Source organism: Salarchaeum sp. III (assembly GCF_036418315.1).
Taxonomy (GTDB): Archaea; Halobacteriota; Halobacteria; order Halobacteriales; family Halobacteriaceae; genus Salarchaeum.
Window position 1 is genome coordinate 43,145 of sequence record NZ_JAZHPG010000018.1, and the last position, 25,513, is coordinate 68,657.

Sequence of the window (25,513 nt, forward strand, 5' to 3'; positions counted from 1 at the left end):
TCGTCGTCCAGGAACCCGCGGCAGGGGCAGACGTACTCGTCGCGAATCACCCACCCGGAAGTCGCGGATATCCGCTCCACCACCGCCTCGAACGACTCACGTTCTCGGTCGAGGCGTTCGGGCCGTTAGAATTGTTTCCGGTCGCCGCTGTCGTCGACGTCATTCTCTTCGACGAACCCCCCTGGTGGCGCCGAGATTTTATAGTATATCAGGCCAGTGGGACCGTATGGACGACGTCAAACTCGACGAACTCACCGCCTCGCTGACACCACGCGAGGAGAACCGAGCACTGAAAACCTACCAGAACACGGTCTCGGTCGCCTGCCCCGCCTGCGACGAACCGTTCGACGACCTCGTCGTCTGCAAAGAGAACCCCACGAGCCTCAACCTCTCCCAGCAGCTCGACTTCTGTGTCGGCGTCGAAGACGACCGCGCACTCATCTTCACACACAAACGCTAACCGAACCCGCGAACCGTCAACCGCTCGCAACCCCAGCTTGGAAGATGTGGCCCACTCCGCGAAAAACTGCGACCGAATGACGGAGACGAACTGGGCTCCGTCGTTACTTCAACCGCTCTAGCGTTCTGCTGTAACACGTTTGGCGAGACCGAGACGACGGACGACGACGGGCTTCAACCGCTCTAGCGTTCTGCTGTAACGACCGGCTGGTCCATGTCGGGGCCGAACTCCTCGCTTCAACCGCTCTAGCGTTCTGCTGTAACCCCATACGCGACTCCGCTATCCGCGGGATTCTCGATGCTTCAACCGCTCTAGCGTTCTGCTGTAACGGTCGCCGTCCTCACTGAGTGCTTGGACGCACTCCTCGGCTTCAACCGCTCTAGCGTTCTGCTGTAACGAGGCACACGACCTCGGCGCTCAGGACGTGGTCATGGCTTCAACCGCTCTAGCGTTCTGCTGTAACCGTGCCGCACTCACGGCGGTCTCTGCGGCAACAGTTGCTTCAACCGCTCTAGCGTTCTGCTGTAACTGGCAATCTGGACGTTTGAGGATATGCTTTCTCGTAGCTTCAACCGCTCTAGCGTTCTGCTGTAACCGGTTTGTTGTGCAATGTGGTGGTACGAGCGCGCAGCTTCAACCGCTCTAGCGTTCTGCTGTAACATGCGGCACCGAACGCACGGTCGACTACGACCGTTCGCTTCAACCGCTCTAGCGTTCTGCTGTAACCACCGACAAGGCGCACGTTAGCGCCGAATACGACGGCTTCAACCGCTCTAGCGTTCTGCTGTAACACGAGATGTGGCTCGCTCCCGTCACCCGCGAGAACCGCTTCAACCGCTCTAGCGTTCTGCTGTAACCCCGCGTTGGACTCATCGGCGACGAGGCGCTGGCGCTTCAACCGCTCTAGCGTTCTGCTGTAACTGTTCCGAGGCCGAGCTGCGAGCGCATCCAGTTTTGGCTTCAACCGCTCTAGCGTTCTGCTGTAACAACGATATAGATTCTATTCCGTTTCTCGCCGCTCGCTTCAACCGCTCTAGCGTTCTGCTGTAACAGAGAGGGACCGGCGACGGATGGATGCGATGGACGGGCTTCAACCGCTCTAGCGTTCTGCTGTAACCCGGCCGCCACGCCGGAACGACTGCACGGATTTCTGCTTCAACCGCTCTAGCGTTCTGCTGTAACCAACGACCTCGACCCCGCGCCGTGGAGTTGGAGCCGGCTTCAACCGCTCTAGCGTTCTGCTGTAACTCGCCGGGCCAACCATGTGCTACGACGGTACGCCGGCTTCAACCGCTCTAGCGTTCTGCTGTAACCCTCAGTCTCGTAGTCCAACACCGCGTCGTTGTAGGCTTCAACCGCTCTAGCGTTCTGCTGTAACCGTTTTACTCAGAGGAAGTCGGACACGAGTTCGGGGGCTTCAACCGCTCTAGCGTTCTGCTGTAACGACGGGTCTACGATGGACACGATGGTAGCGGTAGCGGCTTCAACCGCTCTAGCGTTCTGCTGTAACCATCAAACAGCGGCCGCTCGGGGAGGACGAGGATGCGGCTTCAACCGCTCTAGCGTTCTGCTGTAACGATTACTCAGACGATCTGCGAAAGTAGTTCAGACGGCTTCAACCGCTCTAGCGTTCTGCTGTAACCTGTCTTCGGACATGGTTACGGAATGTCGACGTCGTCGCTTCAACCGCTCTAGCGTTCTGCTGTAACCACTCTTACCCAACCCAAGCGCGCCGAGGCACAGGTGGCTTCAACCGCTCTAGCGTTCTGCTGTAACCGTCGATGGCCTCGCGGTCCTCCTCGTCAAGATAGTCCGCTTCAACCGCTCTAGCGTTCTGCTGTAACTCGAGCACCGTATCCGCCACCTCAGACGTAGCGGGCTTCAACCGCTCTAGCGTTCTGCTGTAACCCATTAGTCCATCTCCTCGTCTATCTTCTCCCGCAGGCTTCAACCGCTCTAGCGTTCTGCTGTAACTGCGAACTCGACGACGGGGGACGTGTTCCTGTACCACGCTTCAACCGCTCTAGCGTTCTGCTGTAACACGCTCCAACCGCTCCACATCCGGGCCGTCTTGGTAGCTTCAACCGCTCTAGCGTTCTGCTGTAACTCCACGAGGTCGCGGAGGTGGTCGGCGCGCGTCGTGCTTCAACCGCTCTAGCGTTCTGCTGTAACTGTTCCGTCATGGATTTTGACGGCCCACAACGGCGAGCTTCAACCGCTCTAGCGTTCTGCTGTAACCCGCTCGGCGCTGGTGCGGCGATTCTTGAGTTCGTCGCTTCAACCGCTCTAGCGTTCTGCTGTAACCGGTCTGGACACGAGCCAGGTGACGCGGGAGATGGTGCTTCAACCGCTCTAGCGTTCTGCTGTAACCGGCGGGCAAATCTCGTTCCGGTGGTTGGTCCCATGCTTCAACCGCTCTAGCGTTCTGCTGTAACCGGCGCAACCTTTGGCCCGTTCGGAGTCGCCGCCGGCTTCAACCGCTCTAGCGTTCTGCTGTAACCGCCCATGACGATATCCCAGTTGATAATCGCGAAGTGCTTCAACCGCTCTAGCGTTCTGCTGTAACCCGACCGGCGTCACGTCGCCAGGCGCGTAGTAGTCGCTTCAACCGCTCTAGCGTTCTGCTGTAACCATATCGCTCCAGCGCGTACACTTCGGATGGAGGCTTCAACCGCTCTAGCGTTCTGCTGTAACTCAACTCCCACCCCGAGGACATCATCACCGCTCTCGCTTCAACCGCTCTAGCGTTCTGCTGTAACACTGGATTCCGGGTCCAGTCTGGAAGCCGATCTCGGGCTTCAACCGCTCTAGCGTTCTGCTGTAACACAGACGGCGGTCGGCCCACGGGCTGGTGGAACGGGCTTCAACCGCTCTAGCGTTCTGCTGTAACCGCGGACGCGAAACTCAAGTGGAGTGTCGCCTCCGGCTTCAACCGCTCTAGCGTTCTGCTGTAACCAGCGTCGAACGGCGACGGCTGCGGGTTCAGCGTGCTTCAACCGCTCTAGCGTTCTGCTGTAACGCGACCGAGTTTCGGAACTCTTTGAGGTCAACCTCGCTTCAACCGCTCTAGCGTTCTGCTGTAACTAGCCGAGCACCTCCACGTCCGGCGTGTCGGGAGCGCTTCAACCGCTCTAGCGTTCTGCTGTAACCGCCAACCGACACGGGTTATGTCGGACATTGCCCGGCTTCAACCGCTCTAGCGTTCTGCTGTAACTCGCGGTCGCAGCGGCTGGCGTGCTTATCCTGACTGCTTCAACCGCTCTAGCGTTCTGCTGTAACCTATCTCGGCCGGTCGTCGAGCCCACGTCGATGTGGCTTCAACCGCTCTAGCGTTCTGCTGTAACCACCGGCGACCGACCGGCCGACCGCGTGTTCCGCGAGCTTCAACCGCTCTAGCGTTCTGCTGTAACGAGAGAGAACGTGACTCGTTGGTTACGCCGGAGATTGCTTCAACCGCTCTAGCGTTCTGCTGTAACCATGGCCAGTTTGCGGGCCATATGGCGTCTGTGGGTGGTTTACGTATCAAGGTTTCCGTCGACCGTCAGTAGTCGGTTGTCCCCCAGGGGGTCGATGGGAGTCTAGAGAAAGTGTTGGTCGTCCAGTGGGTCGTTGCCGTAGACGGAGCGGTCGAGATAGCTTTCTCCGGCTGTTCGGTAGATCATGACGGATTCGTCTGGTTCGAGCATCTCTTGGAGGGTGTCTTCTATTTCGACGAGCTGTCCGTCAGTGAGTTCGCCTTCGAAGACGGAGTTTTGGACGTGAACGAGGTATCGGTGGAGGTAGTGGAGGAATTTCTGGGTTCGGTCGGCTTGGACGTCGTAGACGATGATGGCGTAGGGCATGATTACCACCACCGTTTGAATGGAGTGTATTCTTCGCCGGTGAGGAGGTGTTTTTTGAGTTTGTAGGTTTCGACGCGGAGGAGGTGTTGGTAGCTGACTTTGCGCTTGAGCCGGGGGTGTTCGACGGTCTGGTCGAGCGTTTCTTCGAAGGCTTTCGAGTAGGTTTGTCTGCCCTGTTCGTTGAGGAGGCAGGCGTTGAGGCGGTCTTCGAAGTCGTCGAGTCCGAGCTGGTTTCGGTTGACGACGCGAAAGATGACGCGGTCGGCGAGCAGGGGTTTGAAGATGTCGGCGAGGTCGAGTGCGAGTGAGTATCGTCGGTCGCCGGGTTCGTGGAGGTAGCTGACTGCGGGGTCGAGGGCGGTTGCGCGGATGGCGGAGACGATGTTCGCGTAGACGAGGGCGTTCCCGAACGAGAGGAGGCTGTTCACTTCGTTCTTCGGGGGGTTGTATTCGCGGCCGCCGAACACGAAGCCGTCGGGGAGGATATCGTCGAACGTGGAGTAGTAGGCGCGGCGGGCGGTGGCTTCGACGCCCATCAGTTCGGATACGTCTAACGACGGGTTGAGCGCGTCCTGTTGGGATTCGAGTTTGTTGAGCGCGTGCTCAAAGTCGTGGTCGCGGCTGTCGTAGTATTTGATGTTCGCACGCATATTGTGGATGCTGCCGGCGATAATCTTCCGCGCGATATTGCGGCGGTGTTCGGAGTCGTCGTACGCGCGGACTTGTTCGACGAGCGTGCGCCCCGAGGTCTGCCCGCGTTCGGGCATCACTGAGCCTGCGTAGTAGTCGTTCCAGCCGAAGACGTGGACGGCGACGCCCTGGTCGTTGAGGAATGAGACGAGCCGGGTATTGAAGTCGATTTGTCCGTGGAGGAAGACGGCTTCCGCGTTCTCGATCGGGAGGTATTTCTTCTCGTCGTCCTCGGTGACGAGACGGACCGTGTCGTTTTGGCGTTCGAGGCGGCCGTCACTGAATACGTGATAGTTATCAGTCATTTTTAGCAGCTCCAGCAGAAGTCGTGGTAGGCACACGAGTCACAGAACGGTTTTTCCTCCGCGAGTGGCGGGGAGTCTTCCGTGACGATATCGTGAATACCGCGAATGGCGTTCTCCACTCGTTCCGTGTTCTCCACGGTGAGTTCAACGTGTTCGCGCTGGCGTTCGGTCGGGTGCGCGAGCACTCCATCGCGTTCCACGCCGACGATTCGGTCGAGGTACCAGAGGTAGTAGAGCAACTGGAGTTTCGCGGGGTCGACCAGCGAGGACGACGGTTTCACTTCCATCACGCGCCCGTCCTCCAAGACGTCTATCGAGATTGTGCCGTCGATGGAGACGTTCCGCCGTTTCTCTGCGTACGCGGACTCGTCGACGCGCGTTCCGCGTACCACTGATGCGTTGTCCCGGTCGATTTCGAGATGGCGGGACGCGAACCAGAGTTCACGCTCACACACCTCGTAATACTGCATCATCACGCCAGTCACCCGGAACTCGTCACTAGTTGTTTCGTCGCGTGCCGACCGCAACAGCTTCTCCACCGGGTCTTCGTTCGATTCCGCGGGTGAGTCGTCAGCCGTCATAGGAACTGGTGGGCGACGCTACTCTCCGGCACGACGAAGCCGGTTCGTGCGTCGAAGTGGTCCGGTCGGTCTCTGACATCCAGTTCTCGCAGTCCCCGTTCGCTGAGTACCTCTGGAAGGTCTCTAACCGCGTCTTCCGTCTCGTCGTCGTAGAGCGGGACTGACACCCGGATGGGTTTCGTCTCGTCGAGCAGGCGGTCGAGGTCTTCGAACTCGTAGTTCCGGTCTGCCTTCCGAATCGCGTCGACGCGGTCGCGGTCGGCGGCGGTTCGCACGACGAGCACGTCCGCGACGCGCCGCTGATCGATGAGCGAAAGACGTCCGAGTTCATCGGCGCGCGCGTCGTTCACGTACTCCGCGTACTCCCGTTTCCCGACGTTGCGTCCGTCGGCGCCGATTCGCTGGTAGTACTCTCGGACCGCTGTCTGTGCCATCGCAGTCTCGTCCAACTCGCCGACGCGCTCCCGGACCGCGGCTATCGCGTCAGCGGTAACGGGGAGAAGGTTCGTGCCGCGGTTGTAGACCGCTGCCGCGGGCGTCTTCTCGCTCTCATCAGTGGGTGCGTCGAGCCACCAGATGGTGACGCGGCCGCGGTCGCGCTCGAACGACCGATTACACCGGCCGGCGGCCTGCACGATACTGTCGAGGGGCGCGAAGTCGCGGTAGACGCGGTCGAAGCTGATATCCACGCCGGCTTCGATGAGCTGTGTCGAAACGGTGAGCAGGCCGCACTCGCGCGCTGTAAGCTCTTTGGCGGTTTCGACGAGCGTCAGGCGGTCGACGGGGCGGAGACGCGTCGACAAGTGGAGGACCGGACGCCCGCCGTCGTCAAGCACGGCATCCGCAACACTGTCGGCCGTAAGCGCGAACGCGTCCCCCTCCGTTTCGAGCAAGTCCTCGTACACACCCGCCACGTCCACGACTGACCGGCCGTCCGTGACGCGCTCTGTGAGTTCTCGCGCGCTGTCGATGGTGTTCGTCACGGCGAGCGCGGACGCGTCCTCCGGAACTCCGCGGAGTTCGGCCGCGGCGTCCGCGTACGACTTCGGGCCGTCCCGGGAGTCGATGTAGCGCTCGATCGAGTCGTCGAACTCGTAGGCCACGCGTTCGACCGCATCGAAGTAGTCGTAGTCGTCAACGAGCTCGGTGTCGGCGTCGAATAACTCCGGCTGGGTTGCCGTCATCGCGATAACCGTCGCGCCGTACTGCTCTTCGAGCAATCGGACGAGCCGGGGCGCGAGCTTCCACCACTCCAGGGGGAGGCTTTGCGGTTCGTCCAGCACGATAACGCTATCCCGGAGCGCGGGGAGTTTCATGGACTGCGTGTTCCTCGGGCCGGCGAGACTCTCGAACAACTGCACGAACGTCGTCACTGTCAGTCCCGCTCGCCACGATTCACCGAGCATCGCCGCAACATCGTCGTTACGGTCGGCATCGTCCGCGGACGCGTCGTTATGGTCGTAGATCGCCGTTGTTTCGAGGTGGTGGTGAGCGGTGAGCAGACGGTCCAGACCATCAGTGTCGTAGATGGTTTCGAGTTCGTCCACGACCTGGTCGATAATGCTCGTGAACGGAAGCGCGTACACCACGCGCTCGCCGTTCAGAACGTCCCGAATCGTGAACGCAGCCGACAGTCCGGTGAGCGTCTTCCCCATCCCCGTCGGGAGTGTCAGCGTCGCCACGCCACCGCCGGGGTCCGCGAACGCCGCCGCGTTCTCCACGACGCTCTCCCGCGCCCGGTCTCGACAGTAATCGAGGCGCTGCGCGCGCGTTCCGTGCTGGTCGGGGTCCGCGGGGAGGTCGTCAATGTAGTCGTCGAGCGTATCCAGGGAGGGAGTCTCCGCCGCGTACGTTCCCGCCGCTGACGTCGCGCCGGCCGCGCTCGTTTTGTCCGCGAGGACGAGCGCGCTCCAACACTGCAGGACGAGTCCGTAACACGACTCGGAGAGCGCGTCACGTTCGAACCCGGGCCCGGTTCCGGTTGACGACACCACGCTCTCGATATCGTCGAGCACGCCGACGAAATCCGACGCGAACGCGATCCACGACCCCGCACCCCCCGTCGCGTTCTCGAACACGTCCTCGGCGAGGTTGCGCGCGTTCTCGTGAATGTCCGTCAACTGAACGTTGACCGCGTTCTGTCGTCGCTCCGCATCGTTCTGTTTCTCCGCCGGAACATCCTCGCGGCGGTGTGCGCGCTCGTACACGTACGCCGCAACGTCCGGAAGACTACCATGGTGTTTCGCGACCGCGACGAACCCCGCGAGACACGTTTCCGGCGTGAACCCGCGCGCGTCCAGGGCGTAGTACGCCGCGAACGACCCGAGAGGGGCGTGATGTCGGTACATCTCGTAGTCCGGAGACCCGGGACGTTCACCGAGGTACTGCTGGAAGTACGTCGTCGCCTTCCCGAAGTCGTGCACGTGCGCGAGCACGCGAACGGCCTCCTGGAGGGAGTCGTCGTCCGGGGTCGTCGCTCCTTCGGGAACGACGTAGCCAACGCGCGTTGCGACATCGTCGAGGTGGTTTTCGAGTAACACCCCGTCCTGTCCGTCCTCCGGGGGATGCGAGTACCGGACGGTCATTCAGACGAACACCACGGTCCGACCGTCAACCGTTGCCGCGTCGACGCCGCGCACCGAGAGCGGCCCGGCGTCCGGATTGTACGCGTACGCCGTGAACGCCCGCGTCGTCCGGCCGCCCGCGTCCGTCGCCATGAACGCCGGGGATTCCTCGATCTGACATCGCGTTCCCGCACTGGGGACGACCGAGTCGACGGCGTTCGGGACGGCGGAATCCACGTCCACCACGCTCCCGTCCGGCCCGGGCTCGACCGCGTTCTCCCCGTGATACTCGAGTTCGGCGAGGTGCTCCGAGAGCCCGAGACTCGGCACGTAGTGTGACGTGCCCGATTCGAGGTGGTCGCGGAGGTCGCGATACGCGGTGTCGTCCGTCAGCGCCACGTCGACCCGGTACGCGGGTTCCACAAGCACCTCGTAGTTGTGCTGTTGACGGAGGTTCGACGGGTCGGGGAGTTTCACGCTCACGTTCCCCCGCGAGTTCAGCGAAGCCATGGACTCGTCCGCGGTCGAAAGCGTGTTCATCGGCATGTTCAGCGTCCGGAGCTCACGGACGGGTTGGATAGCGACGGCGGACGCCTCGGGCGCGAACAGGTCGTAATACTCGTCGCGGCCGATTCCCAGCACTGCCGCGAGCAATCCAGCGACGGTCGTCCGCGGGATGATTCGGTACGTCTGCTTGACGATATTCCCCTCGACGCGGCGGAAGTGCCCCCACGGCCCTCGGACCGTGAACGACAGACAGCGCTCGGGGAACCCGTCGCTGTCACTCAGTCCGTCACTGGCGGCCGCGTCGCTCTCGCCGTTCTCGTCGCCGAACCAGCCATCGAGCGATTCCTGGGCCACGGTTACTCGTCGCTGGCGGCGGGGAGCGTTTCGGTGTGCTCCCCGTAGACATCGATTTCGTCCACGGATGCCTCGCCGACGGCGTCCCGGAGCGCGCCGTAGAGCACGTCCGGGCCGCCCGTTTCACCGTCGTAGGACACGTCGAGCACGTCGCTTGCGGCGACGCGGATTCGGTCGATTCGGTCGCTCGCGCCGTCGATCCGCTCCACGAAGTCGTCGACGGCGAGCGTGAGGTCGCGAATGTTCCGCAGTTCGTCCTCGGACTTCGATTCCTCGGGGTCGAGCGCCAAGTCCTTATCGAGACCGCCGAGGTGGTAGCTCTCGTCCGCGTACTCGACCCGACAGTAGAGCCGGGGTTCCTGACCGACCTTCGACCGACTCACCGTCTGATTCTTCAACGCGCGCCAACAGAGCGTGTCCAGCCGTCGCACGTCAGCCGCCGTGAGTTTCGTGTCTTGCGCGCCGTGTTCGTCCACGAGCCCGTGGAATCGGATGAGGCCGTACTGGATGCGGTGGTCGTCCAAATCGAACCCGCCCTGTTCTTTCTCCCCCTGCGTGGCGATGACGCTCGTGAGACTGTCGTACTCCTCGTTCTCGTTCACCGCGTGCATCGACTTCCCGGGCGAGAACTGCACCGGTCCCGTGAAGTGGTCCGGAAGGAGGTCCTCGTAGCCGTCTTTCGTGTCGACGCTCATCGTCGCGCCGAAGTACCGCACGTCCGCGCTTTCGTCGAGGAACTCCCCGAACACGTCCTCCCGGAGGCGTTCGGCGTCCTCCTCGTCATCCCGGTCGTAGTCGTCGAGGTCGATATCCTTCAAGCGGTCCTCGAGGAGGTCGACGCGCGTCGACTGATAGCCGGACTCGTTCTGCACGTTCCGAATGTAGACCCCGTGACCGTCGTCGTCCAGCTGGTCGCGGAGATAGCGTTTCAGTCGCACGTCAGTCACAATCGCTTGCTGGGTCTGCGGGTCGATACGCGGCCTATTCGACCCACTCAGAGGGTTGCCGTTCGGGTTCGCGTCGACGGCGTCGTACAGGAAGACTATCTCGGAGCGGTTCTCGACGGAATCAGTGGAATCAGTCATCAGTATTCGTCCTCGTTCGTATCGTCGTCCCAGTCCGGGTGGTCGTTCATGCCGTACGTGACACCTAACGCGTAGTAGAATCGGAGGTCGTCCGTCTCTATCTCCCAGTCGTCCGGGTCGGGACGGACGACGGTCTCGCGGAGGCGGTCGACGAGGTGTTCGAACAGCGTAATCGTCCGGTCTTCACCCCGCGTGTACGTCACCGTCTTTGCAATGGCCTCGTGAGCGACCTTCTTCACGCGCGTTCGAGTTATCGACTTGACGGGATACTGGTCGATGAGTGTCGTCGAACGGTCCTCGCTGTACCCCTGATAACTCCCGACTTCACCGACGAGCGCTCCGAGCAGGAATGCGCCACGACGTTCGTCGTTTATCGGGTTGGCTTCGTCGTGGACGAGCGCGGGCGTGCTTTCAATAAACGTTGCGAGTTTCGACGCGGGGGCGTTACCGCCGTCCGCGATAGGGTTTGCTTCGAGTGTTGGCATCGTCTGAGTGTCGTAGTCCGGCTCTCGTGTTATCGACTGCTTTCCGGGGTCGTTCGTCGTAAGGAGGTCGAGTTCGTCGGTGGCGAGCGCACACAGTTGCGCGAACTGACTCGCGACGCGGAACGACGGGAACCGTTCGACTTGATCGTCGTTCTCGTCCGCCATGATGCGTTCTACGTACTCTTCGAGGAGCGTGTCGACGGAGAGCGGATCGCCGCTCAGAACGTCGATCAGTGCTTCGATACGGGGGTCGTCCGCGTCCGCGTCCGCGTCGTCCCGCTCCGCGAACGTCTGCGTGAAGTACCAGCCCGTCGAGACGGAGTCGAGCATCCCGTCGTTCGACGCGAGCAATCCCCACTTCTCGTTCCGCGGGAGCGGCGCACTCCAGCCACCCCTACTTTCGAAGAGGGCAGTCCGCGTCATGAAGTTGTGTTCGACGGCGAGCTCCTTCGGATAGAGGAGGCGGCCGTTCAGCGTCTCACCGAACACGTCGTATCGAGACATCTGATGGGGCATCACGGCGGAGACGTAGAACCGAAGGTCGTCGTCTTTGTCGGCGACACCCGCGCGCTCGTCGTACGCCAGTTCCACCGGTGTCATCTCCGCTTCCTCCGTGTTCCGGTAGAGCATCCCGTACAACTCCCGAGCACTCGCCGGATCCGGCGTCCCGAAGAAGTACGGGAGCGAGTAGACTTTCGCGCCGAACGTCCGGTACGTACACGCTTCGACAAACGTCTCCGCGTTCATCAGCGTGATAGCAGCGTCCTCGGAGACGGGATGTGTCCGCCACGCCTCGTCCACGTCCAAACCGGGGAATTTCTCCAGTTGCTTGCCGAGATAGTAGTTCTGGGGGTCCTCGGCCGTCCCGACTGTGCGCGCGCCCTCGCCCGTGACGAGGTCGACCGCGTCACCCGCGGACTCCGTCGCCTGCCCCTTCGAAACCAGCTTCGACAGCTTCCGCGCGCGCATCGCCGCCTGGAACACGTCGACAGCTCCCGGCCACTCGTAATCGCCGCCGGTCTCAGTCTTCACGCGCACCGTGAGAAGCGCGGTCGCGGACTCCCCGTCGAGTTCGCGCTCGACTTCGTTCTCGATGGTTTCGAGGACAGTCTCGTTCTCCCCGAGCTCGGCGAGCGCGTCGACAATCCAACCGTCCTCGTGGTCGGCCGCGGCGCCTTGCACGACATCGTCCGTCGCCCACTTCGTTAATCGTTCGTTCGCGTACCGCGCGAGTTTCTCGGGGTCGCTGTTCTTCCCCGCCTGATGCGTGATACTGTGATCGATACCGCGCGCGGCGGGATACTTACAGTGCGCGACCGCCGCGACTAGTTCGTCGGTGTACCGCGTCACCTCGACGGGACCGGTTTCGTCGTCCGCGAGCTGGGGGGCGTCCTCGGAGAGGTCGACGCGAACGACGATGAGGCTGTCGTCGGTGTCCACGAGGTCGCCTGCCGCGTCCGGCGTGAGGTAGGGCGCGTACTCGCCGCCGCCGGCGGTCGCGAGCGTGTAGAGCTTCCCGTAGAGGTACTGGAGGTCGCGCAGCGACGCTATCGGGGAGTCCGGGAGTTCCGACCGTAACTCCGAGTCGTCGTATCGGTCGTCGAACGCCTCAGGGGAGAGCACTCTGTCCCTCCAGTTCAGTCTCTCCGGGGCGGGTGCGTTCGACGATGTTCGCGAACCCGAATCCGAGCGCGTTCCGCGCGCCGACGCCCGTATCGAGCAAGAGATTGAGCTGGCGGCGATGCGTATCGTCGCGGACGCGGTAATCGAAGCGCCACTTGCTCAGGACGACATCCAGGTCGACCCCTTGCGTCACCGTCACCGGAAGCGCGTACGTCTTCAGAAGCTCGTAACCCTCGAACAAATCGTCGTCCACGTCCGTCGGGCCGCGGACGTAGTCCGGCGCAAACCGGTCGTGTTTCCGCTGGAGGTTCGTCTCCACGGCGCCGCGGAACGGTTCGACCGTGTGCTCCGGCCGCCAGTACGTCGGATCGCTCGAATCGGCGTGCTCGGATGCGATATCGTACGTGTCTCGCTGGGACTCGTATAGTTGCACGATAACGCCCGTGGCGGTCTCGATAACGCCCCGCGTCCCAGGTTCGCCAACATCGACGTCCAGCGACCGGAGTTCCGTCACGGAGAACGGCATATCCCCGACGTTGAACTCGCGGTTCGTCTGGAGGGAGTCCGCGATCGCGGCGAGCACCCCCTCGCGTGGGGATGCTAGAAGGAGTTTCCGCTCGTCTCCGCGTTCGATATCACCCCACGGGAAGATGTTCGAGAAGACGAGCCCCATCGGCGCCGCTGTTCCGTGTTCGTCCTCGTATCGCGTTCCCTCAAGCGCCCGCCACAGGCGACCGCGGAGTTTGTGGTGGTAGTCAGTCTTGTACGCTACGTCGGCTTGTGCTTCCAGATCAACCATCACGCGCATCGTGGTACACCACCTCCACTATCCACAGTCTGAAACAATGGCATATCCCTGTCTTATCGAACACTCGATATAAAGTATTGGGTGAGTGAATAAACCGACGCTCGAACACGTCCCACCAATACCACCCCCATCGCCGCCCGGGAGAACGCGACTATGGACGGATGGCGAAAACCGTCAAGACCCCTTCTAAGACACCACACGGCCCGCAACCTCGCTATGAGGACAGCAAAACGCTAGAGCGGTTGTTCGGGAAGTGCGAGGTTCCATCACTCGACGCGGACATTGGTGAGTTCGAACTGTGCGCCGCCGTCGGGGTGTTCGGTTGCTCGAATCGTCCAGCCGTGTGCGTCGGCGCATCGGGCGGCGATGGCGAGTCCGAATCCGGTTCCCGAGTCGGTGGTCGTGTAACCAGGTTCGAAGACGCGTTCGCGGTCCGGTTCGGGGATTCCGGGGCCGTTGTCGGCGACGACAAAGCCGTCGTCGTGGGCGTCGACGGTGACGGTGTCGCCGCCGTGTTCGATGGCGTTCCGGAAGAGGTTCTCGAGGAGTTGTTGGAGGACGGTGCGGTCGGCGTACACTGTTGCAGTGGTGGTGATGTTGAGCGTTGCGGAGCCGGTGGGCACGTTCCGCCACGCGTCCTCGGCGACAGCTGCGAGGTTGAGCGTTGTGTTCGCGTGGACGTCGTCTCCCTGCCGGGCGAGTGCGAGGATGTCCTCGATGATGTCGGACATACGTTGGTGGGCGCGGGCGACCTCGGCGAGTGGCTCGCTCTCCCCTGTTTCGCGCGCGAGTTCGAGGTAGCCGTTGGCGACGCTCAGCGGGTTACGGAGGTCGTGACTGACGACGCTCGCGAACTCCTCCAGGCGGGCGTTTTGTCGCTCCAGTTCGCGTTCGTGGTGTTTGCGTTCGGTGATGTCGCGGTTGTTCGTGACGACGCCCTCGATGACGGGGTGGTCGAGGTGGTTGCGGCCGCGTATTTCGAGCCACCGCCACTCGCCGTCCGCGGTGCGGAACCGTGCTTCTTCGGTGACCGAGTCGTCGGGCCGTTCGACGAGTCCACGAAAGGTTTCGAAGAGACGTTCGCGGTCGTCGGGGTGGACGAGTTCGAAGCCGTCGTTCCCGACGAGTTCGCCGGATTCGTAGCCGAGCGTTCGCGTGACGGACGGGCTCTGGTATTTCACGGTGCCGTCGGCGTCCAGGACGGTGATAATATCCGTGGACCGTTCGAGGTAGGCCTCGTAGCGTTCGAGCTCTCGTTCCCGCGCCCGACGTTCGGTGACGTCGCGGTCGGAGACGATGAGCGCGGTGACCTCCCCGTCGTCGTCGCGCACGGGACGGAAGACGCCGCTGACGGTTCGGACGCCCTCCCTGCCCGTAATGTCCGCTTCGAACTCGACGTACTCGCCATCGGCCGCGCGCGACACCCAGTCGTCGACGTCCGCGCGGAGCGTGTCGTCGTCCCCCCACCACGGCGTCGCCGAAAACTGCTCGCCGAGCACGTCGTCAAGGTCGCCGTCGATGTACTCCATCGCGGTTTGATTGACGTCGCGGACGGTTCCGTCGGGTTCGAGTACGCCAACGAGGATGTTCGGGTCCTCGAACATGGCGCGGTATCCTCGCTCCGCGCTCGCAAGTTCGCGCTCGCGGGTCTTTCGCGCGGTGATGTCGCGCGTGAATCCGCCGACGTGCGTGACAGCGCCGGTACCGTCCGTAATGGGTTCACCCTTGACCCAGATGTCGCGGCTGTCGCCTTCGGCGGTGACGACGCTCACTTCGATATCCATCGAGACGCCGTTCGAGAGCGCGTTCATCGCGTCCTCGAACCGGGCGCGGTCGCGGTCGGGGAGCGGGTCGAGGAACGCCAGCGGGTCCGCTTCGAGCTGGGCGCGAGAATGTCCGAACACGTCTTCGTAAGCGTCGTTGACGAACACGACATCCGTCCAGTCGGCAGTGAACAACCAGAGCACGTCGGTCGTGCGGTCGGCGAGCTCGGAGAACAACCGCTGGACGTCGTTCATCGTCGCCTCCACGCGCTCGCGTTCGACGAGCGTCACGATTCGATTCGCGAGCACCCGGTAGTGGTCGATTCCCGACTCCTTCTGCATGTAGTCGCTCGCACCGGCGGTGATCGCGTCACTCGCCACTTCCTCCGAGCCCTTGCCGGTGTAGAGGATGAACGGCAACTGTGGGTGGCTGGCGCGTAACTCGCGGAGGAGGTCGATACCGGTCTTACCCGGCATTTCGTGGTCCGAGACGACACAATCGAACGCGGTCTCGTCCAGCCGAGCCAGCGCGTCATCGGCGGTGGCTACCGTCGTCACGCTGACGTGGTCGTTCACGCGCTCCAGCGACGCCTTGACGAGATCACCGAGTGCGCGATCATCGTCAACGTGCAGCACGCGAATCACGTCAGCTGAGTCCGTCGACGACGCCAAGCCAGTCATTGCACACTCCGTACTGGAGCGTGCGTAACGCCGACCTGGTTGTATTCGCGCGTGCACTGTACGAGATGCATATATTGAGGTTCAGCGGCCGGCCACCCGTCCGGTGACGAGCGACCGAGGCCGCGCTTGTGTCGTAAACAGTAGCCTCAGCCGTAAATGCTTACCTCGCCCACACGCGCTAACAACACCCACAACCCCGACGCGACGAGAAAAACCACGCACACAGCCCACGTACCGGCCGTCTCTCCCCAGTCACTCACTCGATGGACACGTCGTGTCCACGTACTGCTCACGCCGCCCGACGCTCCGCGTTCGCTTGTTCGGCGAAACCTCGCTTCGCTCGGCTTCGCCTACTGCTCGCGTCTCACTCTGTTCGCGCTCGCTCATTCGGCGAACGCTTCGCGTACTGCTCACGCCGCCCGACGCTCGGCGCTCGCTTGTTCGGCGAACGCTTCGCGTTCGCCTACTGGAAGCCCATCGCTTCGATCTGCTCCTGGTAGCGGTTCCGGATGGTGACCTCGGTGACCTGCGCCACATCGGCGACCTCGCGCTGGGTCTTCTTCTCGTTGCAGAGGAGGGAGGCGGCGTAGATGGCGGCGGCGGCGAAGCCGGTCGGGGATTTGCCGGAGAGAAGACCCTGTTCGGCGGACACGTCGATAATTTCGTTGGCCTTCGACTGGGTTTCCTCGGAGAGTTCGAGTTCGCTCGCGAACCGCGGCACGAACTGCTTGGGGTCCACGGGTTCCATCTCCAGGCTGAGCTCCTGCGCGACGTAGCGATACGTGCGGCCGATCTCCTTCTGGTCGACCCGGGAGACCTCGGCGACCTCTTCGAGACTGCGGGGGATGCCTTCCTTCCGGCAGGCGGCGTAGAGGCAGGCGGTGGCGACGCCCTCGATGCTGCGGCCGCGGATGAGGTCTTCCTTCAGCGCGCGGCGGTAGATGACGGAGGCGACTTCGCGGACCGACCGTGGGACGCCGAGGGCGGAGGCCATGCGGTCGATTTCTGAGAGGGCGAACTGGAGGTTGCGCTCGCCCGCGTCCTTCGTCCGAATCCGCTCCTGCCACTTGCGGAGGCGGTGCATCTGGGAGCGTTTCTTCGAACTGATGGAGCGGCCGTAGGCGTCCTTGTCCTTCCAGTCGATTTGCGTGGTCAACCCCTTGTCGTGCATCGTCTGCGTCGTCGGCGCGCCAACACGGGACTTCTCCTGGCGCTCGGAGTGGTTGAACGCCCGCCACTCCGGACCGCGGTCGACGTTATCCTCCTCGATAACGAGACCGCAGTCCTCGCAGATGAGCTCCCCCTGGTCCGCGCTCACGCTGAGGTTCGTGGAGTCACACTCCGGGCAGACCCGAACGTCCTCCTGTTCGGAGCCCGTCGTTTCCTCCGCCTGGTTCTCGCGCTCCCGCTGCCGGCTGGGGCGTACCATCGTACGTACACCAAACACATCGGTAGTTTTAAGCCCTTTGTCTGGTGCGTCGTGTTACCAAACCTATAGGCTCGTCGCGGCCCACGCGACCCCGACCGCGGCGAACGACCCGAGGAGATTGAGGGCGGCGTTCGCGGCCGCCAATCGGGGGTGGCCGCGCTCGGCGAGCCGCACCGTCTCGTACGCGAACGACGAGAACGTCGTGAACGCGCCGCACGCACCCGTTCCGAGGAGAAGCATCCAGGTTTCGCCGGCGTTCGCGAACGTCACTAGTCCGAGCGCGAAACTCCCGAGGACGTTCACTGCGAGAGTGCTCCTCGGGAACTCGGTCTCGGGGACGAGCACGCCGACGTAGTACCGGGCGAGCGCGCCGAGCGCACCGCCGGCGCCGACGAGCTGGGCCGCGGGTACGTCCATCAGGCGTCACCTCCGAGCGTTCGGGCGAGCGCGCGACCGACGAGCACGCCCAGCAATCCGAGCGCGTAGTTCGCGGCGACGTTCCCCGCGAGCGCGAGCGGGGCGCTCTGCAGGCTCTCGACGGCGAACGTGCTGTACGTCGTGAAGGAGGAGAGAAAGCCCGTGGCGGCGACAACGCGGGTGCGGTCGGCGAGCACGCCGATGTGGTACGCCTCGTACATGACGAACCCGAGGAGGAAACTCCCCGCAGCGTTCGCGGCGAGCGTCCCCGAGAGGCCGGGAAGAAAGAGCGCGAGGAAGTACCGGAGGTTCGCGCCCGCGAACCCGCCGAGTGCGACGAGAACAGCCGTCTCGGCGGATTCGAGGCGGCTCATCACTCGACGACGGTGATGTCGCCGACCATCCCCATGTTCTCGTGGGGGACGCAGACGTAGTGGTACTCGCCCGGAACGGTGAACGTGTGCTTGTGTTCGAACCCGGGGTCCTCCCACTCCTCGTGGCCCTCCCAGTCGGACTCCGCTGGGATGCCGTCCGGGACGACGTTGTGCCCGCCATCGAACCACTTCCAGATGACGGTGGTCCCGGCCTCGATGGTGAGCGTATCGGGCGAGAACGCGTACCCGCCCTCCGGTGAGACTTTCACGAGAGTCGTCTCCGGTGGGAGCGACGTGACGGTGACGTTCGTCCCACCCGCGCAACCAGCGAGCGCCGCGACCGACCCGACACCGGCCGTTCGAAGGAACTGCCGCCTGTCCATACGTGGGCTTTCGAGAGGAGCGAAAAACGCCTTCCGGTTCCGTCAGCCGGGACAGTACGTATTTAGGGGTGGGTCGGCGAAGAGACGCCACGATGGGTCTCCGTGACATCGTTTCGGGCGTCGAGAGCCGGGAGAAGACGCTCGCCGTGTACGCCCCGACGGACGCCCTGGCGGCCGCCGTCCGCGACTACTTCGCGTCGCAGAACGTCCGCGTCGTCCACGAACCCGTCGCGGACCCGGCGGACGCGCGCGTCGAACTCGTGGACGGCGACGGCCCGGTCGTCTCCGCGGACGTGCACGCCGTGGAGGACCTCGTCTCCGGGCGCGCGAACCGCGACTTCGGGGAGGTCGTTCCCTACCGCACCATCCTCGAACAGCTCGACCGAACGACGTTCACGTCCTACGACCACACTCAGATGCTGACGGCGTCCCGCGAGATAGAGGACCGCGCGTGGCGGGTCGGCGCCGGCCAGCTACTCGTCGGGTTTCAGGCGCTGTCGACGTTCAAGACCCAGCAGGACGCCTATCGGTTGCTCGCGGAGACCGACCTCGACGTGCACGTCTACGGCGCGCCCGACGCCAACGTGGACTCCGTGGGGACGACCGTGCACGCGACCAACTCCCCCGAAATCAGGGAGACGTGGTTCGTCGCGTTCGACGGCGGTCCCGACCCCGACCAGAAATCCGCGCTGCTCGCGGAGGAACGCGACGGCGAGTTCTACGGGTTCTGGACGTACGACTCGGACACCGTCGACCGCGTGTTCGACGCCGTGCCGGACACCGCGAACCGGTCGACAGCGTAGGCTATCCGTAGGCTTTTCTCACCCGCTACGCGAATACATACCATGGTAGTTATCGATTGCGGCGTCCTCGTGGACGGCCGCGCGGACGACCCGGTCAGCGACGCGCGCATCGTCGTCGAGGAGGAGACAATCACCGCCGTCGGCCCCCGGGAGGACGTGGACGCCCCCGCGGACCACGACCACGTCACGTATCCCGAGTCGACCGTGATTCCGGGCCTCATCGACGCGCACGTCCACCTGCAGGGGTCGCGGTCGATGGACCCGATGGACTGGGTGACCGACGGTGACGCGCTCTGCGCGGCGCGCGCGACCGCGGACCTCCGCGACCTCCTCGACGCGGGGTTCACGAGCGTGCGCGACGTGGGGAGTACGACCGGTCTCGGCCTCCGCGAAGCGGTCGAATCCGGCGACGTACCGGGGCCGCGCGTGTACACGAGCGGGCAGTCCATCAGTCAGACCGCGGGCCACGGCGACAGCCACAGCCTCCCCTACGAGTGGGCGGCCGACGCCGGTCTCGGTATCTCCACGCTCGCGGACGGCCCCGCGGAGTGCCGGAAGGCCGCGCGCAAGCAGATCCGGGAGGGCGTCGACTCCCTGAAAATCATGACGACGGGCGGCGTGCTCTCGGAACGCGACGCGCCCGACCAGAGCCAGTTCACGGACGACGAGATAGCGGCGATGACGGAGGAAGCCCACCGCGTCGACATCCCGGTCGCGAGCCACGCGCAGGGGTCGGCGGGCATCAAGAGCGCGCTCCGGAACGGCGTCGACACCATCGAACACGGCTTCTACGTCGACGACGAGGCGGTCGACCTCCTCCTCTCGACGGACGCGACGTTCGTCCCGACGCTCGCCATCATGCACCGCATCGTCGAACACGGCGACGAGCACGGCGTCCCCGAACACGGCCTCCGCAAGGCCCGCGAGGCGTACGACGCCCACCGCGAGAGCGTGCGAAAGGCGTACGACGCGGGCGTCCCGATAGCGCTCGGCACGGACTTCCTCGGCCCCGCCCTCGTCCCGCACGGCGAGAACGCGATGGAGGCCGAACTGTTCGTGGAGGAAATAGGAATGAGTGAGATGGAGGCGATTCAGGCGGGGACGCGCGTCGCGGCGCGCACCGTCCCCGACGACGACATCGGCACGCTCGAACCCGGCCAGCGCGCGGACCTCGTCGTACTGGGCGAGAACCCCCTGGAGGACATCTCGGCGGTCCGCGAGAGCGTGGAGGCGGTGTACGCGCGCGGCGAGGAAGCGGCCTAGTTCCGAAGTTGCGACCAACGTTCCAACGAATGAGCGAGGACCGGTACAAGTAGCTGGGAGTTCTGTTTACTCCGTAAGTCATCTCCGCGGACAAGCGCGGACGCACATATGCCCTAAAAATAGATCAACCCCCAATATATGTCGCTGTTATTGGGATTCCACCGTCGGAATCTGGTACGAGGGATTGACGGGGCTGTAGCCGGTTTCGATTTTCACGCCACACCCATCATTTTCGACCGTAATCCAAGCCCATTCGGCTGCAACGGCAACGGTAATTGCCACCGCTGCGGGGCCGGTGAGGGCCCCTGCTGCGAGGTATCCCTGCGCGATAAGATAGTCGTAAAGTATCGGGCCAGTCACGCCACCCAGCCCGGCGATTCCCTCGATATCACTGATATTGCCGTCACTCAGGTAGATGTCAACCCATACTTCCCCAGGAACAATCGTGCCTGGGTCCGTGAGTACGACATCGCTCCGGTTACAGGACGCCGCAGAAACGGCGGCTTCAACGGCAGGGGATTCAGCCGACGGAGCTGACTCACTATTTATCCCCGGTGTGGAGCGTTTCGCATCAGATCTACGCAACTACCCCGTAACACCCACTACAAACCAATTATCAAGTTATAGAAGATTTTATAATAATTCATTGGAGTATATTTATAAATTTCAGGGCCAATTTCGTAGTATGGCGTCTAATACAGAGGACGCAGAAAGCCAGTCAGTAGTACGGGTTTTTTCTCCCGTAAACATTGGACTCGTGCTGATTGGTGTTGCGTACGCCGCACTAACAATCGCTGGTGTCATTGAGTATCCCTGGCTTGCAGTCGTACTTATCCTCGTGGGTGGCGGAGTAATCACGTATAGGGCGTACCGACGGGACTCGTAAGCAGCTCACGCTCAGTATCTGACATAGGTATCGAAGCACACACGTTGACAAAACCGAGGGAAAGACAGTGCGTACACTACTGAAGCAAGCTGGAATCGGATCGAACTGGGTCGGGGTGGTGAACGCCGGGAAATCAGCAGCAGCCCTGATTCGACCGGTCGCTAATCCAGAGAGTGGTTAGAATTGTGATTGAAATCGGTCTGTGAACGCGCTCTAGCGGCTGTAGTCTCATCTTCCGACCTAGTTCTCGGGCGCGTCCTTCCACTCGCCCATCCCCGCGGGGTCGAGGTGGATGTGCACGTCGCCCACGTCCGGGAGCGCCATCACGCGCTGCCTGAGGTCGGTTTCGAGGTCGTGGGCCTCCCGGAGCGTGTGTTCGTCCGCGACCTCCGCGTGGAACTCCACCTCGATGTCGGTGCCGACGTAGTGCGCGGTGAAGTCGTGGATTCCGGCGACCTCCTCGTGGGAGAGCACGGCGTCCCGAATCGCGTCGAGCTCCGCCTCCGGGGGCGCGCGTCCGACGAGGTAGTCGATGTTCTCCCGGGAGATTGCGACGCCCTCCCGAATCACGAGCACGCTGACGAGCGCGCCCGCGATGGGGTCGAGCATCGGTTCGCCGATTGCGGCGCCGAACACGCCGACGACCGCGGCGAGGCTGGTGTACACGTCGTTCAGGCAGTCGGCGGCGAGCGCGTCGAGCGCGGGCGATTCCAGTGTTTCGTTCACGAGCGTGGTGTACCGGTAGACGAGCACCATGTCGAGCACGCCGAACGCGAGGCCGGCGACGAGCAGCGGGTCGAACACCACGTCGGGCGCGTGAAGCACGGCGAGACCGGCGTCGTAGAGGATGCGCGCGCCGAGCACGACGAGCGTCGCGCCGACGAACAGCGCGGTGAGCGGTTCGATGCGCTCGTGGCCGTGCGGATGCGTGCGGTCCGGTCCCTCGAAGGAGAGGCGGCCCCAGATGAGCACGATGAGGCTCGCGAGCAGGTCGGCGAGCGAGTGCGCGGCGTCCGCGATGAGCGCGAGACTGCCGAACATAACGCCGACCGCGCCCTCGACGGCGATTTTGAGGACGTTTCCGAGGACGTTTGCCCAGGTCGCTCGCAGGAACGCGCTCCTGTCGTCCATCACCGGAGGGACGCGAAGCCGGCAGTTAGGGGTTGCGTTCGTCCGCGCTACACGTCGAACTGTCGCGTGTAGGAGACTGTCCAGAACGTCGTGGCGAGCACGAGGACGACGTAGCCGACCCAGGCGGCCGAACTCGTCCGCCCCACGAATTCGAGCGCGGAGAGGGCATACGCCCCCGCGACGACGGGAGCGAGGCGGAGCGCGAACCCACGGCCGAGGTCGACATCGTCCACGTGGTCGGGCGTGCTCGAACCGACGCCGGCAATGAAACTCGTGTGGCCGCGCGCGATGAGAACGAGCAGGACGGTGAGGGCGCCCGCGATACCGAGCAAGGCGACGCCTTCGACAGTGCTCATGCGCGAGTGTCCGACACGCCACCCGATATGTTTTGCGCGACGGCTATCGGAGGAGGACACCTAATCCGGCGACGTACGCGGCGGCGACGCCCGCGAGCGCGTACTCGACGGCGTCGACGAGCGGCACGCCGAGTTCGACGAGCGCCGCGGGCGCGGCGAACAGCGCAATCAGGAGAAGCGGGAAGTACACCGCGTACGCGGCGGTTCGGAGGGCGTCAACGACCAGCGGGGACGGCATACGCGAGAACAGGACGCGGGAGTCCATAGCCCCGCGCTAAGCGCAAACGGCTATTTGACCTACTGGGAGTTCCCGTATTTCGCTACAGCGAACGCTTACAACGGCCTGTGCTGATGGGTCACGCATGTCGTCTGATTCGCAGGGGTTCGTGTACGCGACGGACCTCAACGCCCTCCGGGAGAGCGGTCGCGAACTGGTGAACAAGAACGGACAGGCAATCGCGCTGTTCCACGCGGACGGCGAGGTGCGCGCAGTCGACAACCGCTGTCCGCACATGGGGTTCCCGCTCACCGAGGGAACCGTGGACGACGGCGTGCTGACGTGTCACTGGCACCACGCGCGCTTCGAGCTGTCCTGCGGGGACACGTTCGACCCGTGGGCGGACGACGTGCCCACGTATCCCGTGGAGGTGCGCGAGGGCGAGGTGTACGTCCGTCCGGTGCCCGAGCGGGACGCGCCGCCCGCGGAGCACTGGGCGGACCGACTGGAGGCGGGGCTGGAGGAGGACCTCCGGCTCGTGCTCGCGAAGGCCGCCATCGGCCTGACGGACGCCGGCGTCGACTACGGCGACCCGTACGCGACCGGCGTCGAGTTCGGCACCCGGTACCGGGCCGACGGCTGGGCGTCCGGACTGACGATTCACACGGCGCTCGCGAACGTCCGCGACCGGCTCGACGACGCGACGCGGCGGCGCGCGCTCTACCAGGGGCTGGTGGAGGTCGCGGGCGACTGCGCGGGCACGCCGCCGAAGTTCGACCAGCCGGCGCTCGACACCGACGAGGTGTCGAAGGCGCGTCTCAAGGAGTGGTTCCGGGAGAACGTCGAGGTCCGGGACCGGGACGGCGCGGAGCGCGTGCTCCGCACCGCGGTCGACACCCTTGACCGCGAGGACGTGGCGGAACTCCTGTTCGCGGCGGCGACCGACCACGTCTACCTCAGTACGGGCCACGCGCTCGACTTCGTGAACAAGGCGTTCGAGAGCCTCGACCACGTCGGCTGGGAGCGCGCGGACGACGTGCTCGCGTCCGTGGTGTCGAGCCTCACGGACGCGGACCGGAGCGAGGAGAACGCGGAGTGGCGCCAGCCCGTGGACCTCGCCGGCCTCCTGTTCGACGCGTACGACGACCTCCCCGAGAACCCGAGCGGCGACTGGGACGAACCCGGGGACTTCCTCGACACCGTGCTCGGCGACGACCCGCACGCCATCGTGGACGCCCTTCTCGACGCCGCGAACGCGGGCGCGACGCCCCGCCAGCTCTCCCGCGTGGTGCGGTACGCGGCCGCCGTCCGCGTCGCGCAGTTCTCGACGGGGAACGAGTTCGGCGACTGGAACACCGTCCTGCACACGTTCACGTACGCGAACGCCGTCCACCAGGCCACCGCGCGCACGGACGCCACGGAGCTCTACCGCGGCGCGTTCGACGCCGCGCTGAACGTCTACCTCGACCGCTTCCTCAACACGCCGCCCGCGTCGATACCCGACGGCGACCCGACCGCCGACCCCGCGGACGCGCTCGACGGACTCGACGAGGCGTTCGACCGCGAGGGAACGGACGAAGTGAACCAGGCGTCGCGGGCGGCCGCTGACTTCCTCGCCGGCGGCGGCGACCCCGACGACCTGATGGAGTCACTGGGCGCGTCTCTCGTCCGGGAGGACGCGGGCTTCCACACGTTCCAGGCAGTCGAAGCCGGGTTCGCGGGCGCAACGGACGCCGACAGTTCAGAGCGCGAGCGCGTCTTCCTCGTCGCGGCCGCGCGCTACCTCGCCGCGCACACGCCGACGCGCCGGGAGCGCGAGCAGACGTACCGCATCGCCGAGCGCCTCCATCGCGGCGAAGCCCTGCACGAGACCGAGCACTAGGGTCGGATGACCGCGCGGCCCTCTATCTCGTTGCGTTCGAGTTTCGCCGCGACATCGTTGATGTCCGCGAGGTCGTACTCGGTGGTCGTGAGGTGTATCTCGCCCTGTTCGACGAGCGCGACGAGTTCCTGGAGCTCGGTGTACGTGCCGACGAGGTTCCCGCGGTAGTCGAACTCGCCGTCGACGAGGTCCTGGCTGGGGCGGTGGATGTGGCCGCCGTAGCCGACGATATGGTGGTCGCCGCCGGGAGAGACAATATCTGGTGCGAGTGCGGTTGTGGTGTCCGAGCCGACGAAGTCGAGAACCTGTTTCGCGCCCCGACCGTCCGTGATGGCGTCGACCGCGTTCGCCACGTCCTCGTCAGTTGAGTTCACGGTGTAGTCCGCACCGAGGCTGTCGGCGAGCGCGAGCGCGTCGTCCTTCACGTCCACGGCGATGGTTCGAGCGGCACTCATCGCGTGAGCCGCTTGCAGGCCGATGTGGCCGAGGCCGCCGATACCGATGAGGACGCAGTAGTCACCGGGAACGAGTTCGCGCGCTGCCTTCTTCACGGCGTGGTAGGCGGTGATGCCGGCGTCGGCGTGCGGCGCGATGTCGACCGGGTCGGTGTCGTCGAGCGTGATT

22 protein-coding genes and 1 CRISPR repeat array are annotated in these 25,513 nt (G+C 63.9%); of the genes, 4 read left to right on the forward strand and 18 right to left on the reverse strand.

Annotation, left to right across the window (positions count from 1 at the left end; all coding sequences use genetic code 11):
• The first annotated feature begins 226 nt into the window (after positions 1-226).
• Positions 227-460 carry a DUF7385 family protein gene (locus U3A55_RS03285; protein ID WP_330990103.1) on the forward strand — a complete coding sequence of 78 codons (234 nt, stop codon included), beginning with the start codon at positions 227-229 and terminating at the stop codon, positions 458-460.
• A gap of 105 nt (positions 461-565) precedes the next feature.
• Positions 566-3,936: a CRISPR direct-repeat array (repeat unit 30 nt; unit sequence GCTTCAACCGCTCTAGCGTTCTGCTGTAAC).
• A gap of 102 nt (positions 3,937-4,038) precedes the next feature.
• Here U3A55_RS03285 and cas2 read toward each other — a convergent pair.
• The 13 genes from cas2 to U3A55_RS03350 all read right to left on the reverse strand — a co-directional run bounded on the left by cas2 (position 4,039) and on the right by U3A55_RS03350 (position 18,351).
• Complete coding sequence (gene cas2 / locus U3A55_RS03290; RefSeq protein WP_330990104.1) at positions 4,039-4,302, reverse strand: CRISPR-associated endonuclease Cas2; 264 nt, start codon at positions 4,300-4,302, stop codon at positions 4,039-4,041.
• A 2-nt stretch (positions 4,303-4,304) separates the two neighbouring features.
• Positions 4,305-5,297 carry a type I-B CRISPR-associated endonuclease Cas1b gene (cas1b, locus tag U3A55_RS03295; RefSeq protein WP_330990105.1) on the reverse strand — a complete coding sequence of 331 codons (993 nt, stop codon included), beginning with the start codon at positions 5,295-5,297 and terminating at the stop codon, positions 4,305-4,307.
• A 2-nt stretch (positions 5,298-5,299) separates the two neighbouring features.
• Positions 5,300-5,878, reverse strand: a complete 579-nt coding sequence (cas4, locus tag U3A55_RS03300) for a CRISPR-associated protein Cas4 (protein ID WP_330990106.1) — start codon at positions 5,876-5,878, stop codon at positions 5,300-5,302.
• Positions 5,875-8,463 carry a CRISPR-associated endonuclease Cas3'' gene (locus tag U3A55_RS03305; protein ID WP_330990107.1) on the reverse strand — a complete coding sequence of 863 codons (2,589 nt, stop codon included), beginning with the start codon at positions 8,461-8,463 and terminating at the stop codon, positions 5,875-5,877. Before U3A55_RS03305 ends, cas4 begins: the two co-directional genes overlap by 4 nt.
• Positions 8,464-9,303 carry a type I-B CRISPR-associated protein Cas5b gene (gene cas5b / locus U3A55_RS03310; protein ID WP_330990108.1) on the reverse strand — a complete coding sequence of 280 codons (840 nt, stop codon included), beginning with the start codon at positions 9,301-9,303 and terminating at the stop codon, positions 8,464-8,466.
• A 2-nt stretch (positions 9,304-9,305) separates the two neighbouring features.
• Positions 9,306-10,388 (reverse strand): type I-B CRISPR-associated protein Cas7/Csh2, encoded by a 1,083-nt coding sequence (gene cas7b, locus U3A55_RS03315; RefSeq protein WP_330990109.1) that lies wholly within the window; start codon positions 10,386-10,388, stop codon positions 9,306-9,308.
• Positions 10,388-12,496: a type I-B CRISPR-associated protein Cas8b/Csh1 gene (gene cas8b / locus U3A55_RS03320; RefSeq protein WP_330990110.1), complete on the reverse strand. Its 2,109-nt coding sequence runs from the start codon at positions 12,494-12,496 to the stop codon at positions 10,388-10,390. The genes cas7b and cas8b overlap by 1 nt, the downstream gene beginning before the upstream one ends.
• Positions 12,483-13,295, reverse strand: coding sequence for a CRISPR-associated endoribonuclease Cas6 (locus U3A55_RS03325; protein ID WP_330990111.1), 813 nt, complete (start codon positions 13,293-13,295; stop codon positions 12,483-12,485). The genes cas8b and U3A55_RS03325 overlap by 14 nt, the downstream gene beginning before the upstream one ends.
• A 275-nt stretch (positions 13,296-13,570) precedes the next feature.
• On the reverse strand, positions 13,571-15,748 hold the full coding sequence (locus U3A55_RS03330) for a PAS domain S-box protein (protein WP_330990112.1): 2,178 nt from the start codon (positions 15,746-15,748) through the stop codon (positions 13,571-13,573).
• Positions 15,749-16,211: 463 nt separating this feature from the next.
• The gene (locus U3A55_RS03335) at positions 16,212-17,177 is read right to left on the reverse strand and encodes a transcription initiation factor IIB (RefSeq protein ID WP_145847867.1); all 966 of its coding nucleotides are present in this window, start codon (positions 17,175-17,177) and stop codon (positions 16,212-16,214) included.
• A gap of 63 nt (positions 17,178-17,240) precedes the next feature.
• On the reverse strand, positions 17,241-17,594 hold the full coding sequence (gene crcB, locus U3A55_RS03340) for a fluoride efflux transporter CrcB (protein WP_442978258.1): 354 nt from the start codon (positions 17,592-17,594) through the stop codon (positions 17,241-17,243).
• On the reverse strand, positions 17,594-17,968 hold the full coding sequence (locus U3A55_RS03345) for a CrcB family protein (protein WP_330990113.1): 375 nt from the start codon (positions 17,966-17,968) through the stop codon (positions 17,594-17,596). Before U3A55_RS03345 ends, crcB begins: the two co-directional genes overlap by 1 nt.
• Positions 17,968-18,351 (reverse strand): plastocyanin/azurin family copper-binding protein, encoded by a 384-nt coding sequence (locus U3A55_RS03350; RefSeq protein WP_330990114.1) that lies wholly within the window; start codon positions 18,349-18,351, stop codon positions 17,968-17,970. Before U3A55_RS03350 ends, U3A55_RS03345 begins: the two co-directional genes overlap by 1 nt.
• Positions 18,352-18,443: 92 nt before the next feature.
• Here U3A55_RS03350 and U3A55_RS03355 point away from each other — a divergent pair, with 92 nt between their 5' ends.
• Both U3A55_RS03355 and U3A55_RS03360 read left to right on the forward strand, forming a co-directional pair.
• A complete protein-coding gene (locus U3A55_RS03355; RefSeq protein WP_330990115.1) occupies positions 18,444-19,154 on the forward strand; it encodes a DICT sensory domain-containing protein in 711 nt (236 codons plus the stop codon).
• A gap of 42 nt (positions 19,155-19,196) precedes the next feature.
• On the forward strand, positions 19,197-20,417 hold the full coding sequence (locus U3A55_RS03360) for a metal-dependent hydrolase family protein (RefSeq protein ID WP_330990116.1): 1,221 nt from the start codon (positions 19,197-19,199) through the stop codon (positions 20,415-20,417).
• A gap of 147 nt (positions 20,418-20,564) precedes the next feature.
• Here U3A55_RS03360 and U3A55_RS03365 read toward each other — a convergent pair whose 3' ends face one another.
• From U3A55_RS03365 to U3A55_RS03380, 4 genes are all read right to left on the reverse strand, one after another.
• Positions 20,565-21,002 carry a hypothetical protein gene (locus tag U3A55_RS03365; protein WP_330990117.1) on the reverse strand — a complete coding sequence of 146 codons (438 nt, stop codon included), beginning with the start codon at positions 21,000-21,002 and terminating at the stop codon, positions 20,565-20,567.
• Between the two features lie 541 nt (positions 21,003-21,543).
• Positions 21,544-22,434 carry a cation diffusion facilitator family transporter gene (locus U3A55_RS03370; RefSeq protein ID WP_330990118.1) on the reverse strand — a complete coding sequence of 297 codons (891 nt, stop codon included), beginning with the start codon at positions 22,432-22,434 and terminating at the stop codon, positions 21,544-21,546.
• 47 nt (positions 22,435-22,481) lie between these two features.
• Positions 22,482-22,790, reverse strand: coding sequence for a hypothetical protein (locus U3A55_RS03375; RefSeq protein ID WP_330990119.1), 309 nt, complete (start codon positions 22,788-22,790; stop codon positions 22,482-22,484).
• Positions 22,791-22,833: 43 nt separating this feature from the next.
• The gene (locus tag U3A55_RS03380) at positions 22,834-23,055 is read right to left on the reverse strand and encodes a hypothetical protein (protein ID WP_330990120.1); all 222 of its coding nucleotides are present in this window, start codon (positions 23,053-23,055) and stop codon (positions 22,834-22,836) included.
• Positions 23,056-23,152: 97 nt separating this feature from the next.
• Between U3A55_RS03380 and U3A55_RS03385 the strand changes: the two genes are divergently transcribed.
• Positions 23,153-24,889, forward strand: a complete 1,737-nt coding sequence (locus U3A55_RS03385) for a Rieske (2Fe-2S) protein (protein ID WP_330990121.1) — start codon at positions 23,153-23,155, stop codon at positions 24,887-24,889.
• Here U3A55_RS03385 and U3A55_RS03390 read toward each other — a convergent pair.
• A partial coding sequence (locus tag U3A55_RS03390; RefSeq protein ID WP_330990122.1) for a zinc-binding dehydrogenase occupies positions 24,886-25,513 on the reverse strand: 628 nt, incomplete at its 5' end. The two genes, U3A55_RS03385 and U3A55_RS03390, sit on opposite strands and share 4 nt — an antisense overlap.